At 62.9% G+C, this 14026-nt stretch carries 12 protein-coding genes; 9 read left to right on the top strand and 3 right to left on the bottom strand.

Going from position 1 to position 14026, the window contains the following annotated elements; genetic code table 11:
* Window positions 1–8: 8 nt before the first annotated feature.
* Both A37U_RS0123840 and A37U_RS55005 read right to left on the bottom strand, forming a co-directional pair.
* Window positions 9–914 carry an NADP-dependent oxidoreductase gene (locus tag A37U_RS0123840; protein WP_026197538.1) on the bottom strand — a complete coding sequence of 302 codons (906 nt, stop codon included), beginning with the start codon at window positions 912–914 and terminating at the stop codon, window positions 9–11.
* A 9-nt stretch (window positions 915–923) separates the two neighbouring features.
* Window positions 924–1304, bottom strand: a complete 381-nt coding sequence (locus A37U_RS55005) for a hypothetical protein (protein ID WP_020499185.1) — start codon at window positions 1302–1304, stop codon at window positions 924–926.
* Window positions 1305–2397: 1093 nt separating this feature from the next.
* Here A37U_RS55005 and A37U_RS0123830 point away from each other — a divergent pair.
* From A37U_RS0123830 to A37U_RS0123790, 9 genes are all read left to right on the top strand, one after another.
* Window positions 2398–2847, top strand: coding sequence for a nuclear transport factor 2 family protein (locus A37U_RS0123830; RefSeq protein ID WP_020499184.1), 450 nt, complete (start codon window positions 2398–2400; stop codon window positions 2845–2847).
* A gap of 1 nt (window position 2848) precedes the next feature.
* Complete coding sequence (locus A37U_RS45010) at window positions 2849–4066, top strand: CaiB/BaiF CoA transferase family protein (RefSeq protein WP_020499183.1); 1218 nt, start codon at window positions 2849–2851, stop codon at window positions 4064–4066.
* Window positions 4063–5262: a CaiB/BaiF CoA transferase family protein gene (locus A37U_RS0123820; protein ID WP_020499182.1), complete on the top strand. Its 1200-nt coding sequence runs from the start codon at window positions 4063–4065 to the stop codon at window positions 5260–5262. Before A37U_RS45010 ends, A37U_RS0123820 begins: the two co-directional genes overlap by 4 nt.
* Window positions 5263–5336: 74 nt before the next feature.
* Window positions 5337–5648, top strand: a complete 312-nt coding sequence (locus tag A37U_RS50025) for a hypothetical protein (protein ID WP_083933794.1) — start codon at window positions 5337–5339, stop codon at window positions 5646–5648.
* A gap of 620 nt (window positions 5649–6268) precedes the next feature.
* Entirely contained in the window at window positions 6269–7090 is an 822-nt protein-coding gene (locus A37U_RS0123815) for a mycofactocin-coupled SDR family oxidoreductase (RefSeq protein WP_026197537.1), read from the top strand.
* A 38-nt stretch (window positions 7091–7128) separates the two neighbouring features.
* On the top strand, window positions 7129–8619 hold the full coding sequence (locus A37U_RS0123810; RefSeq protein ID WP_020499179.1) for an aldehyde dehydrogenase family protein: 1491 nt from the start codon (window positions 7129–7131) through the stop codon (window positions 8617–8619).
* Between the two features lie 1078 nt (window positions 8620–9697).
* Window positions 9698–10882, top strand: coding sequence for a CoA transferase (locus A37U_RS0123800; protein ID WP_240437664.1), 1185 nt, complete (start codon window positions 9698–9700; stop codon window positions 10880–10882).
* Window positions 10879–12210 (top strand): amidohydrolase family protein, encoded by a 1332-nt coding sequence (locus tag A37U_RS45005; RefSeq protein WP_040588634.1) that lies wholly within the window; start codon window positions 10879–10881, stop codon window positions 12208–12210. Before A37U_RS0123800 ends, A37U_RS45005 begins: the two co-directional genes overlap by 4 nt.
* Before the next feature lie 9 nt (window positions 12211–12219).
* The gene (locus tag A37U_RS0123790) at window positions 12220–13221 is read left to right on the top strand and encodes an enoyl-CoA hydratase/isomerase family protein (protein ID WP_020499175.1); all 1002 of its coding nucleotides are present in this window, start codon (window positions 12220–12222) and stop codon (window positions 13219–13221) included.
* Between the two features lie 419 nt (window positions 13222–13640).
* Here the strand turns inward: A37U_RS0123790 and A37U_RS55000 are convergent, their stop codons facing one another.
* Window positions 13641–13898: a transposase gene (locus tag A37U_RS55000; protein WP_420806257.1), complete on the bottom strand. Its 258-nt coding sequence runs from the start codon at window positions 13896–13898 to the stop codon at window positions 13641–13643.
* Between the last annotated feature and the right edge of the window lie 128 nt (window positions 13899–14026).

Here is a 14026-nt window from a genome sequence, read left to right as displayed (position 1 = left end):
AGCTCCGTTCAGCGCACGATCGCGATACGTTGACCGGATTTCTTCTCGTACTCTTCGTGCGCTCGGTGGATCTCTTTGAAGGAGAAGACCTTCGGCTCAGGAAGCGCCAGTTCCGCACGCTCGACCATCCGGGCCAGCTCGTCTAGCATCTCGCCTGATTCGCGAGTGACGATCACCTTGGACTTCTTACCCGACATGGAAGGAGCCGTCCTGGACGGCAAGCACCCTGGGACCAAGCCAACATAGTAGCCTCCTGGGCGCAATACTTTCGAGAAATCGGCACCGACCGTGTCGAGCACACCGTCGACAGCGAGATCCGGCGCTATCCCGATGTGCACTTGAACCACCTGCCCGGCAGGCAGCGCCGCGACCTGCGCGTCATTTCGGACAAGCGCATGGACACTCATGCCCTGTTGGCGAAGGAACTGGACCGCCAGTCGGCCGATCGCCCCCGCCGCACCCGTCACGAGAACGCCTGTTCGGGGGGACAGATCGAGAACCTGGACTGCCTGATATGCGGTCAGTCCCGCCAAGGGCAGTTGGGCCACGACTGCCGGGGCGACGTCTTCCGGCGCCCGCGCGATCGAGTTTTCGGGGAGGCACACAAGATCCGACCAGGTCCCTCGCCCGGTCAGCGCCAACGCCGACATGCCGAAGACCCGGGTACCAATGCGGTAACGTTGTGCGCCCGGACCGTTTCTCACGACGACTCCGACGACATCGTATCCCAGTGTGAACGGCGCAGAGCCGGCACGAGGAGCAATGAATCCACTCCGAATTTTCAAGTCAGCCGGATTGATCGTCGACGCTTCGAACTCGATGACAACTTCTCCCGGACCTGGGCGTGGCTCAGGGACTTCGTTCAGCAGCAGCGCGTCGGTAGATCCCGGTTTGTCAAACTGTACTGCAAGCAAATCAGTCTCCTATTCAGCTAGATTAATGATTCCGTGAAGACCGTGTGAGGCGTGCCGCAGGTGGAGGTGTGGGATGAGAGTGTTCAAGGTCAATGTGTGACGAAAGATCTCAACACCCTTCCTGACCGATGGCCGATACACCAGCCGCAACTGCTGCACGCGTTCGAAGAACACGGTCTTACCCCGGTCCCAGCCACCCCGTTCCATGATCACGCTGGTCGGCATGTCCGGGAACGCCGCCAACAGCGCCCGGATCCGCGGCTCGACCGCGTCCACGATCGACCCCTTGCTGGCCCGCACATAGCGCGGTGGTTCATGCGGCAGCGTGAGCAACTCCTCCGGCAGCACGGAGTCCCAGGACGTCGGCTCGTCAGCGATGGTGCGCAGCATCTGGCCTCGGTTCCCAACCACCAGGATTCTCGATCATGATCCCGCCACTCGACCATCCACCAGTAGAGACGCACCGACATCACCCCAGGTCACCAACCCAATCCCTGTCTACTTTTCAGGAGCAAGTAGTTAGATCAGCCGCTGGATGAGTACCCGGTCAAGATGGCTAGCCGCAGCCGTCGAGGCACGCGTCCCGTGTGAAACTCAGTCCCGCCTCAATGCCCGGCGGTGCGCTCGTCTGTTCCAATCGATTAACGACAGCGAGGTAATCCGCCCTCCGCGTTGGGCTCCAAGATCACCATATCTTCGAGCGGCAACCCCCTCCCTCAAGGCTCTGGTGCATCCCGTCCTCGAGATCACCGAACACGAGATGCCGGGGCACCTGTCGCCTGCCCAGTGAATATGAAAGACCGCGCCCCTACTGGCGCACCAGCACCTCGATCACAACGCCGAAGCCGACCGCGCGTCGTCATCACCAAAACATCTCCTAATGCAGATTGCCGACCTTCGACCACCCCAATTGGGACTGTTTCACGATCGGCGGTTCTGACCCGACGCACCGGGCGTGAAGTCCGCTGGAATGAGCACGGATAGTGACGACAGCTGATGCTGCGAGCGCATCGAAGAAGAAGGAGCGGGGCCGGCGATTCTCGCCGGAGCAGTCCGCTGCGGCGGCGATGGCGGCTCAGCTCGCGAGCAGGGTTTGCCTTTGACCAGGCCTGACGGGCAGTTGAAGCTGTCTATGAAGAACGCGCCCGAGACGGCGTTGGACGAGGAGACACCCGGCCATGCTGGGCCCAGCCTCCCTTGACTAACAAACAAGCGATCGATAGATTAATTTCTTGTCACAGGTACCCCCTTGTTCCATCGAATCGAGGGAAGGAAGGCATGGGTGAGATGGCGCGAACCTACGGTGAGTGCGGCAGCCAACTGCCCACTATGAAAACTCCTACCGAGGCGACGTTGTGCGTATCGACATCAGCGAATAGAGGTTGGCAAGCTTCAGGCGGCTCAAGGTGGGCGCCGCCAATTGGGCGATAGTCCAGCAGGAAGCAGCCGTCTAAACCCCGTCGACTCTGGAAAGGGAACACTTATGGACGACTACGAACAGGTGCGACAGATCGTGAGCGGCTACTGCCACGTGGTCGATCAAGCGATGCAGGCGGGCAAGACCCCGGACGTCAGCCATTTGTTCCACCCCGACGCCGTGTTCACCAACTCCTTCCAGCGCGAGCGATGGGTTGGACGCCAAGCGATCGTGGATTGGTACCACAAGTACCTGGGCAAGAGGGAAGGCCATTTCCGCTACACCCGTCACAAGATCTATGAACCCTATATCGAGATCGTCGACGGCGTCGCGACTTCCACCTGTCACTTCGATGCGGATTCACTCGACTTCACTGGAATCGTGCGTACGATGGCGGGACGCTACGACGACACCTTGGAACCGTACGAAGGCAAGTGGCTACTCAAGTCCCGCCACATCGACATCCACTACATACCGGCGCCGGTCCAGGCGCAGCCGTTTCGAGGATGGCGTTGATATGGCTCCCCGGCAGCAAGCAGCACCGCCCGACAGCAGCGGTCCACTACCGCTGGACGGCATTCGCGTCATCGAGTTAGGGCTGTTCGCCGTCGCGCCGTGGGCGTCCAAGCAACTGGCCGTTCTCGGCGCAGAGGTCATAAAGGTCGAGGACCCCGCTGGCGAGCCCGCACACTTCGTGGACCCGCACATCAACGGCACGGCCGCTCTCTATGTGTCGGCCAATCTAAACAAGCGACATGTCACACTGGACTTGAAGGATCCAGCGGGGTACCAACGCGCGCTCGACCTGATACGCACCGCGGACGTGTTCATGGAAAACATGCGCCCCGGAACGGCTGCGCGCCTCGGGCTCGGCTACGACGAACTCTCGGCCTTCAACCCGCGTTTGGTCTACGCCTCAGCCTCGGCCTACGGCAATTCAGGCCGTATGGCGGACGAGGCGGGTGCTGATCCGTTCGTGCAGGCATTCTGCGGATGGTGCAGCGTCACAGGTTCGCCCGGCACCGACGGCGAGATGCTCAGATACATGGCGCACCTCGACATCACCACCGCCAGCATGATGGCCGAAGCTATCCTGATGGCTCTGCTATCCCGGGAACACACGGGTCGCGGGCAGAAGATCCAGATCTCGATGCTCGCGGCGGCCATGGCGCTCCAGTCCACAAGGCTCGCGGAGTATCACGCCACAGGTGTGCAGCCACCACCACGGGGCAGCGCGAGCAGCACACACGCCCCCGACCAGGCCTTCCGCTGCCAGGACGGCAAGTACGTCTTCGTGTCGGTACTATCGGAGGGCCAGTGGGCGCGATTCTGCGAGCTGCTGAGAGTCAAAGGGCTTGCAGAAGACCCGCGGTTCGCCACTAATCGCGCTCGGCTCGCCCATCTCGAGTCGCTCCAGGACGTGCTGCGCCCCGCTTTCGGCGCCAAGCCGTTGACCTGGTGGCTCCTCCAGTTCCGGCGCGGCGCAATCCCCGCGGGACGGGCTCTGTCGTTCGAGGATGTCCAGAGTGACCGCCAGGTTCTCGCCAACCGCTATGTTCAGGAGCTCGACACCCCGCACTGGGGGCGAGTGCTGGTGGAGGGGCTTCCGTGGACATTCGGGCGCACTCCGGCCCGGAGCTACCGGTCCGGCGGTCTGAAGGGGGAGCACACCGACGAGGTGCTGGCCGCTCTCGGCGCCTCCGAAAACGGCGTTCACGATGGGTGCCAGCAGTGACGGGCGCGTTGGACGGCTACCGAGTGCTCGACCTAACGCAGGGCGTGACCGGCCCCTTCACAGCGATGAGACTTGGGGACGCCGGAGCCGCGGTTGTGAAAGTCGAGCCGCTCGAAGGCGACATGACGCGCTTCCTCGGGCCGGATATCAACGGAGAGAGCGCACTTTTCATGGCGCTGAACAGGAACAAGCGGAGCCTCGCCCTGGACCGTTCCCTGGACGTCGGCCAGAAGGTGCTCGATCGGCTAGTGGGAAACTCCGATGTGGTGCTCGTCGACTGGTCGCCTCGGCTCCCGCGACATTTGGACTATGACGCGATGACCGCGACCAACCCCGACATCGTCTATTGCTCGATCAGCCCGTTCGGTGAGGAAGGGCCGATGGCGGATCTTCCCGGATCGGAGCTTGTGGTCCAGGCGATGTCGGACTATGTGAACTCACTGGGCGTGACCTTCGAGGAGCCTGTACGAGTCGGAACGGACATCGCCGCCATGAACACCGGCATCTTCGCCGTTCAGGCAGTCGTGGCAGCTCTCCTCCACCGGGCGCGAGGGGGGCCCGGACAACGAGTGTGCGTCAGCATGTTGGGTTCGCTGCTGCACATCCGTGGACTGCTCTGGACCTGCATGAGCAATCCTGACGACTGGTTCGGAGTCTTCAACGAGGGCTACACGAAAGCTCCCGAACGCGGCTATGAGACGACAGACGGACGGGTGTTCTGGGGCCTGCGCCGTGGCGATAGCGAGGACTGGGATCGTCTGCTTATCGAGCTGGACATGCTGGAGTACCTGGAAGATCCACGGTTCGCGGACTTCGGCCGCATGGCCACAAGCATTGGCAGATACGCACCGGAGGTCAAGGACATCTGGGAGCGTGCATTTCGGGAGAAGGGCCTCGGCGTCCAGGACGTGATTTCCCTGGTGCACTCCGTACGAGGCGACGCCGTCCCTTTCTCCGACTACGCGACACTGGTCGGCCATCCGCAGGTGGCCGCGATCGACGCCCTCCAAGACGTCGAGCACCCGAGCGCCGGAACCGTACGCTCGGTAGGTCCCGCGTGGACGTTCTCACAAGAACCCGCGGCTGTTCAGGTGGCGGCCCCGACCTTCGGTCAGCATTCGGAAGAGATCCTCCTCGAATCGGGCTTATCGCGGACTGAGATCAAACAGTTGCGACAAGCAGCCGTCACATTATGACGTTCCACCAACCATCATCGCCGACAAGCATTCTCTAGATGGAAAGGCGATGCGACAAAAGACGGGAGTACGCAATGCGAGTTCGGACAGGAAGCAAGCTTGCGAGCGGAGTCAGCGACACCGTCGTGATGGTCGTGCAAGCACCGAGTAACGCCGATCTGGATCTCCGGTGCGGCGGAGCGCCCCTCGTCGACGCCGCCGAGCGATCCACACCCGCATCACCAGTTGACCCCCGCTTCGCCGGCGAAGTGCTGCTAGGCAAGCGCTACGCCGACGACACAACAGGCGTCGAGCTCCTAGTCATCAAGGGCGGCAACGGGATACTGTCGGTGGGCGGAACTCCGCTTGTCCAAAAGGATGCGAAGAAGCTTCCTTCATCGGACTAACTAAGCCGCAAACAGCTACCGCGGAGCCTAGGACTGACCAGACGGCTTGGATGGGACCGAAAATGAGGGTGCAGCCCATCTGGTTGCGTACACCCGGACGACCAACACACTTTCCGCACCGCGGCGAACACCCAGTTCCCCTACTCCTGAGTTTATTTGACGCAGCAAAAGGCTGGTCGCACGGGACTCAGGATATCTAAGACCTGTTATGGGGAATCTTGATTCCAGTTCGGTGGCCGATTACGTCAGCACATTACTTTCAACGCTGTCGACTCTGAAAAATAATTTCGGCGCCACAGCTGGTCAAGCTGTGGCGCAGCATAGCTCGGAAACGATAGCTTCACCTGCCGCGTATGAAACGTCGAGACCCATGCCCAAGCCAGTTCTCCGCTCCCAGTTTCAACTGCGCCGCGCCAGATGTTGTTCCTTTGAGGAGTTTGATAATACAGAAGGAGGGCTTGCAGCTGTGCTACCTGGTGACTAAGATAACTATCGAACGACAGATTAATTCTTGAGTCGGCTCAAGCCAGTGCTCGTTCGCCTACGTCGAGTAGCGCGTTCCGTTCGCAGGTGCGGAGTTATGTTCGTCGAGAAACGGGACAATCGAGAGGAATAACCAGATGGCATCGGATTTGTCGGGAAAGGTTGCTTTCATCACGGGTGTTGCCCGTGGTCAGGGGCGCTCTCACGCTTTGCGGCTGGCGCGTGAAGGTGTGGATATCATTGGAGTAGATATCTGTCAGAACATCCCCTCGATGGAATATCCTAATTCATCATTGTCCGACCTTGAGGAGACTGCGCGATTGGTGGAGGCCGAAGGAGGGCGAATCCTGGCCGAGGTCGGCGATGTCCGTGATCAACCTGCGTTGCAGAAGGTCGTGGACGCGGGTCTTGCAGAGTTCGGTCGCATCGATATCGTTCTGGCGAACGCAGGAATTGTCAGATTCCACGAGGACGATCCTGCTACCGAGTGGAAAGACATCATCGATGTGAACCTCACAGGGGTCTGGAATACCTGCAGAGCGACGATTCCCGCACTCGTCAACGGTGGTCGCGGTGGATCAATCGTGATGACGAGTTCGACAACCGGCATCAAGGGAACCGGGACTCCCAATGCGGGTGTCCAGGCTTACAGCGCGGCCAAACGGGGGCTCGTGGCTCTCATGCAGGTGTTCGCCCTAGAACTCGCTCCCCATTCCATCCGAGTCAACACGATTCACCCTACCGGCGTCGCTAGCGGCATGACACAGAACGACGCCATAGAAAGGCTCATCTCCGAAGGCGACTCCCCGTGGATGGAGGCGATGATGACCAACGCACTTCCAGTCGATTCGCTTGAGCCCAAGGACGTTTCCGATGCCATCGCCTGGCTGGTGAGCGATGGCGCCAAATATGTGACCGGCGTACAGCTTCCGGTGGATGCGGGTTTCATTATCCGCTGACAGAAACGTGCTTATGGCCATGTTTGAGGGAGACACAAATGACGAAACAGCGCACACTGGACATTGATATCCCAGGCCTCGACAAACTGTTCATCGCTGGTGACTGGGTGGCCGGATCCGGCGTCGATACCTGGGACGTGGTGATGCCCTCAACCGAGGAGACCATCGCCAGCGTTCCACTGGCTTCTATTGCTGACGCCGATGCCGCGGTTGCGGCGGCACGCGAAGCATTCGACACCGGCCCATGGCCTCGGATGGCCCCAGCGGAACGCGCATCCGTCTGCGCCCGGTTCGGTGAGGAACTCGTCGCGCGGCTGCCCGATCTGAACCGAGCCTGGACCTTCGAATCCGGGTTCCCTCTGCTGCACGGCGAAACTATCAATGGCAGTGCCGGTCGACTTATCTGGGAGAGAGCGATTGAGCTCGCTCCTGATTTGCCCTGGGAGGAGATTCGTGAAACACCCACGAGCAAGGTGCTCCTCGAGCGGATCCCCATAGGAACTGTTCTGGCCGTCCTCACTTACAACGGTCCCGTGATACAGCAAGGCATGAAGGTCATCCCGGGCCTGCTCGCCGGTTGCCCCGTCATCATGAAATTCGCGCCAGACTCCCAACTCACAGCTCGGCTAGTGGCCGAGGCCGCCCGCATCTCGGGATTCCCGGCCGGCGTGGTCAGTGCGCTGCCCGTAGACCTAGAGACAAGTCGTTACCTCGTCGAGCATAAGGGCATCGACATGGTTCACATGACCGGCGGCATACCCGCGGCAGTCGAGGTAGTCGGGCGTACGTCGAAGCGTCTAGCGCGAACCGCTCTGGAGCTTGGAGGAAAATCCCCCGCGATCATCATGGACGACGTTGATCTGGACGAGGTGATGTCAACCCTGGTTCCCAATAGCATCGGAGGGTTAGCGCAGAGCTGCGTTGCTCTCTCCCGCATTCTCGCTCCACGGTCGCGCTACGATGACATTGTCTCCAAACTCGTGGAGGCATTCGAATCGATCTCAGTCGGCGATCCCTTCGACCCGTCGAACGACATGGGTCCACTGGGCAACGTGCGGGCACTCGGTCGGGTTCAGAATATGCTCGAGGGCGCCATAAAACAGGGCGCGAAGATTGCCACGGGCGGACGTCGGCCTCCCCATCTCGAAAAAGGCTACTTCTTCGAACCGACGCTCCTCGTAGATGTAGATGAGACGATGGATATCGCTCAACACGAGGTATTCGGACCGATCATTGTCGTCATTCCTTATGACACCGTCGACGACGCTGTTCGAATCGCGAACGGGACGGAATTTGGGCTCGCCGGATCAGTTTACGGCGGTGATGAGAAAACGGCTCTCGATCTGGCCCGGCGAGTGCGCTCCGGGTCGGTGGCCGTCAACCAGGCTGGCGTTTGCCTTACTGAGCCGTTCGGCGGTGTCAAGCAGTCTGGTTGGGGACGTGAAGGTGGCACTGAGGGGATTCTCGAATTTACTGAGATCAAACAGTATTTACTAAGGGGAGTCGAACTCCAGGCGCGTCTGGAATAGACGATGACCGAGACGTGCCGGAGCTGATCCGGAACGAGGAGGGGCGAATGACGTCACATTCGCGGGTGTGACATACGCCGCGAGACGCGGAGACGGTCGTGGATGGGCCGACGACAAGTAGATGATCTTCCCGCCGCTATGGGTATGCCGATAGACGCGGAACCGACTGCTCATGTGACGGATGGTCCGGGCTTGCCTGCGCTCCGATAAGCTGTACAGGCTGTGCCGCAGCGGCTTTGGACTGCTCATCAGCCTGAGTGCGCTGGAATGCGGGGTAACCTGAGAACATCTGCACATGGTTCGCCGTGACGATCCGAAACGCGGCATGACCCAAGTCGCGTTGGCAGCGAGCGGGTCCCTCGGCTTCATCGTTGTGCAGGCGTTCGACGGCTACCAGTTCGAGCGCATGAGGATCGGTCATGTGCGAATATCGACGTGTTGTTATCTGGAATCTGGATAAAGGGTGTCGTCTCGACGTCGCCGATACCCCGAGGAGCGCAGCGGATCCGTCAGACAAAGGGAACTGTCGGAGTCACTGCCCGGATAACGAGAGGCCTCATAACCTTCCCAGGAAGGCACGGAGCATCCGCAGGTGGGTAGCGTCCGGTGGCATGACGTGGTGGGGTCCGGGGCCTGTCTTTGGGTTTGAGACCAGTATGGGGGTGAATCTGCGTGAACGGGCGTCTTTATGATCCAGACACACGGCGATTGCCGGCATCGCCGACGCCGGCGCGGCGCAGGTGCATGGCTCTCGAGTGTCAAGTGTATGCGGGATTGGATGTTTGTCGGTCAGGGAAGAACAGGCCAGCGGGGCGATCTTGTGTTTCCTCACACGCCTGCTACCTGCGAAGTGTAGTGGGACTACCATGTCCAGAGCTGTGATCCGGATCTTGTTCGTAGGAGGCAGCCCATCGACCGGGATGCGACGGCAGGACCGCTGTCGGGCTTGTGTCTGCCTGTGGCCGGAGATGGCCCCGCCGCTTGGCATGCCGCGCGAATGTTGTCTTGGCTGGGGGCCACCGTCAGCTGTCATGCCGAACGCGCGGGCGAGGCGGCAGCATGGGCGGCGTCGGGCGCGATGGCACTGACCGGGCGCCTGGATGGCCCGCCGTTAAGGGCGCCGTGCCATGTGGCGAGTGCGGTGCAGGGCGCTCTGCTGGCGACGGGCTTGCTTGTCCGCGTCGGCGGGCGGGACGCGGCTTTACCCGATGTGCGGGTGTTGTCTGAGCGGGCGGCGTTCGCGGGTCTGCGGCGAGGCGCGCCGCAGTCGGCGGGCGGAGCGTTTCGGGTGCTACGGGCCGCTGACGGCTGGCTCGGGGTGAACCTGGCTCGGGAATCGGACCGCGAGCTGCTTCCGGCCTGGCTGGAGGATCCGGCACCGGCTCTCAAAGCGGGCGTTGCGCGACATGGCGCCAGGGAGCTCGCTGAGCGAGCGCGACTGTTGGGCCTGCCCGCGGCGGCGCTACCCGCCGGGCATGACGAGCAGTTGGTCGCCCGTGGGCAGGCTGATGAGGTGCGGCCGTTCGTACTCAGCGGCCAGGCACGGCCGCGCCGATGGGAATTGCCGCCGACGCTGGTCGTGGATCTATCGGCGTTGTGGGCGGGGCCGCTGTGCGGACACATACTCACTTCCTTGGGGGCACGGGTGGTGAAAGTGGAGAGCGTGCACCGACCGGACGGGGCCAGGTTCGGTCCGCGCGACTTCTTTGATCTGCTGCATGCTGGGCAAGAATCGGTAGCGCTGGACTTCGCCACCCCCGAGGGACGCGCCGCGCTGACCGCCTTAGTGGATGCAGCAGACGTGGTGATCGAGGCGTCCCGGCCTCGGGCGTTGCGGCAGATGGGCATCAATGCTGAGGATTCGCTGAAGCGCGCCGAGGACAAGTGTTGGCTGAGTATCACCGCCTATGGACGGACGGGTCCGTGGGCCAACGCCGTCGGATTCGGGGACGACACGGCCCTGGCGGCCGGTTTGCTCGCCTTCGATCCGGAGACCGGGATTCCGGCGCCGTGCGGCGACGCCGTCGCCGACCCGATGACCGGCGTAAACGCAGCGCTGGTCGCAGTAGCGTGCCGGATGGCCGGTGGCCGGTGGCTGGCGGATCTAGCTCTTCGTGAGCAGGTCGCGGCCGTACTGGATACACGCGCAGAGCCCGGCGGCGATCTCGATATAGCGGAACCTTTCGCCCGCCTACCCGCGGGTGTTGCCCCGCAACTGGGGGCGCATACGGCACGGGTACTGGCCGAGCTTGGTGTGCAATGACGGGAATTCTGATCCGGCGCGCAGAGGTCGACGGTCATATTGTCGACGTCCGCATTCGCGGGGAGATAGTCACCGAGAGCGGTGAGTTACGTCCGGAGCCCACAGAGGCTGTGTTGGACGCGCTGGGTGGCGCCTTGCTGCCCGGCCTGCACGACCACCATCTACACCTGATGTCGCTAGCCGCGGCCGCTGGATCAGTGCGCTGCGGGCCGCCCGAGGTCAGCGGCCTCGATGAGCTGGCTCGCGCGCTCCATGCAGCCTCTGGATCGTGGGTGCGTGGGATCGGTTATCACGAGCGGGTGGCAGGAGTGCTCGATCGGCACATGCTCGACCAGCTGGTCCCCGATCGGCCGGTGCGGGTACAGCACCGGGGCGGGGCGTTGTGGACGCTTAACACGCGGGCACTCACCGAACTCGGTCTACTCGCCGAGCACGATGACGGCCAGCTGTGGCGGGCAGACGGGCTCCTGCATGAGCGCATGGGAAAACAAGCACCACCAGACCTTGCGGCAGCGGGACGACGCCTGCTGTCACTGGGCATTACGGGCGTCACCGACGCGACCCCGAACCTGTCGCCGGAAGCTGTCGCGCTGCTGACGGGCTCAGGCTTGCCTCAGCGACTGCAGTTGCTGGGCGTGCCGACCGACACTCGGCTGCCGGACGGCGTGACGCTGGGCCCGCACAAGATCCTTCCCCCGGACCACGAACCACCGCGCTGGGACGCTCTGCATGCCGAGATCACCCGAGCACACGCCGCAGGCCGGGCGGTGGCCATCCACGCGGTGACCCGAGAATCGCTCATCGTCGCGCTTGCCGTGCTCCGTGAGGTTGGCACGGTGTCGGGGGACCGGATCGAACACGCAGCGGTCGTGGCCGCGGATGCGCTGCCGCTACTGGCCGAGGTCGGACCGGTGGTGGTGACCCAGCCCGGGTTCGTCGCCGAACGCGGACCCGAGTACCGGGCCGACATCCCCGAAGCCGAGCACGGTGACCTCTACCGGTACGCGAGCCTGCTCGCTGCCGGGGTGTCGGTGGCGCCCAGCAGCGACGCGCCGTTCGCAAGCGAGGATCCCTGGCGGATTCTCGCAGCAGCGGCGACCCGCGAACTGGGACAGGATGAACGAGTGTCGCCACGCCGCGTTCTCGACGGCCTGCTAGCACCTCTGACCGCCCCGGCTGGCCCGCCGCGCCGAGTCGCCGCCGGGGCACCGGCGGATCTGTGCCTGCTCACCGTGCCTCTGGCCGAAGCACTGGCTGCGCCGGATGCCGGACTGGTTATGACGACTGTCTGCCGCGGCAAAGTCTGCGACCAAGCGCTTGTTGAGTAGACTTATACCGTGCTGCCACAGCTGTTCGATCCGATGGAACGACCTTTGCTCGACAACGACGGTGGGCTCATCGAGCCGCTGGTCATGGTAGACCTCGACAGCCAGGCAACCCTGGCGCCGCCTCCTGCCGACCGGCTCCGCGTCGGTGTCTCGACCCGCGAGCCGGGAGCCGTCAATAGCCAGATGGCGGTTGCACTGGACGTGACCTTGGTGCCGCAGGACGGCGTGATCGGTGCGCAAGTCGTGGGGTGCGCGGACCCCTGGGCGGACGCCGAGTTGTTGCATTCGGCGGCCAAGGCGAACCCGCAAGCCGCGCTAGTGTTGGCCCAGGTGCTGCGCGCGACAAGACTTGACGTCTCAGCGGCGCTTGACCTGGAGTCGTTCGCGTACTCGACACTGCTCAGCGGTACCGAGTTCGCCCGCTGGTTGGCACTCCGGGGACCCCGCCCACTTCCACCACCGGCGCCGGAGCCGCCGGTGCTTGTACACCGCGCCGGAGAGCGCCTCCTGATCACGCTCAACCGGCCCGAGCGGCGCAATGCCTACGGCCGCGACGTCCGGGACGCCCTCGTCGAAGCACTGCAGCTCGTCTCGCTCGACTCCACGATCGCCCGAGTGGTCCTCGACGGCGCGGGCCCTTCTTTCTGCGCAGGGGGCGATCTCGACGAGTTCGGCGCAACCCCCGACCTAACAACCGCGCACCTGGTGCGCACCCGCGCAGGGGCAGGCCGACTGCTATACCAACTGGCCGACCGAACCGAGGTCCACGTGCATGGCACCTGCGTCGGCGCGGGGATCGAACTGCCTGCCTTCGCCGGAACTGTCATCGCACGACCCGGCACTGTGTTTCGGCTTCCGGAAGTCGGCATGGGCTTGATTCCCGGCGCCGGTGGCACGGTCAGCATCGCGCGCCGCATCGGTCGTTGGCGCACGCTGTTTCTCGCCCTCACCGGGCGTCCACTGGACGTCACAACCGCCTTTGACTGGGGCCTTATCGATGCCATCGAGTAGCGCGTTCTACTGAAGCTGGATGACTCCAGCCCAGGCATTTCACGCCACCCGCACACTGGAGGTGACTCTGAGTCATCGGAACGTGCGGAGATTTCAGTTCCCTCGGAAGGATCGCGTCGAGGACCACAAGCACATCCAAGTCACCAGCCTGCCACTGGCCTGCGGCAATGAGCCGTTCGACGACGTCGCGGATCTGTTCGGTGGTCACCGCGGCGACGTCGGCGCCGGGCAGCAGCAGGGTCGCGTCAAGCACTGCCGTCCACGAGGTTCGACCGGACCCCAGAGCTACGACGACGGAATACGGCAAGCCAGGGATCATGTGGTGCTCGTCGATACCTCGCCCGTATGTGTGACAGAACGAGCGATCCGGACAGGTTACCTCCCTGGGCCGCAGCCACGGGCAGACATCACCGCCAGCATCAGCCGCCCGTCGCCAGCTTGGGTGAACGAAAGTCCGGACAGCGTCGTCCGCGGTCGATCCGGCCGTTGTTGATCGGGTCGTACAAGCCGCCGTTCCCACGCCGATGCTCCGGCGCCAGGGACACCCCGACCAACGACCGGCCTCTCCCACCGGTACACAACACCGCGTCCGCCAACTCGAACAGCCCATCCGCTCGCGCAGCTAGGCAATCGGAGAGCTCCTGCCGGGACCAATTCAGGTTCCCGAACGCCTGCACCCAATAGACATCATGCACACTGATCACGTCGCCCTTGGACCGATCTTCCTTCTGCCGCAAGAGGAATATCGACCAATGGGTGCGTCCATGATCAACTAGGGTTCACGCCGCTGGCCAGTTCCTTGAAC

The sequence above is a fragment of the Sciscionella marina DSM 45152 genome (assembly GCF_000379465.1).
GTDB lineage: Bacteria > Actinomycetota > Actinomycetes > Mycobacteriales > Pseudonocardiaceae > Sciscionella > Sciscionella marina.
This window is presented reverse-complemented; position numbering and strand designations above follow the sequence as displayed.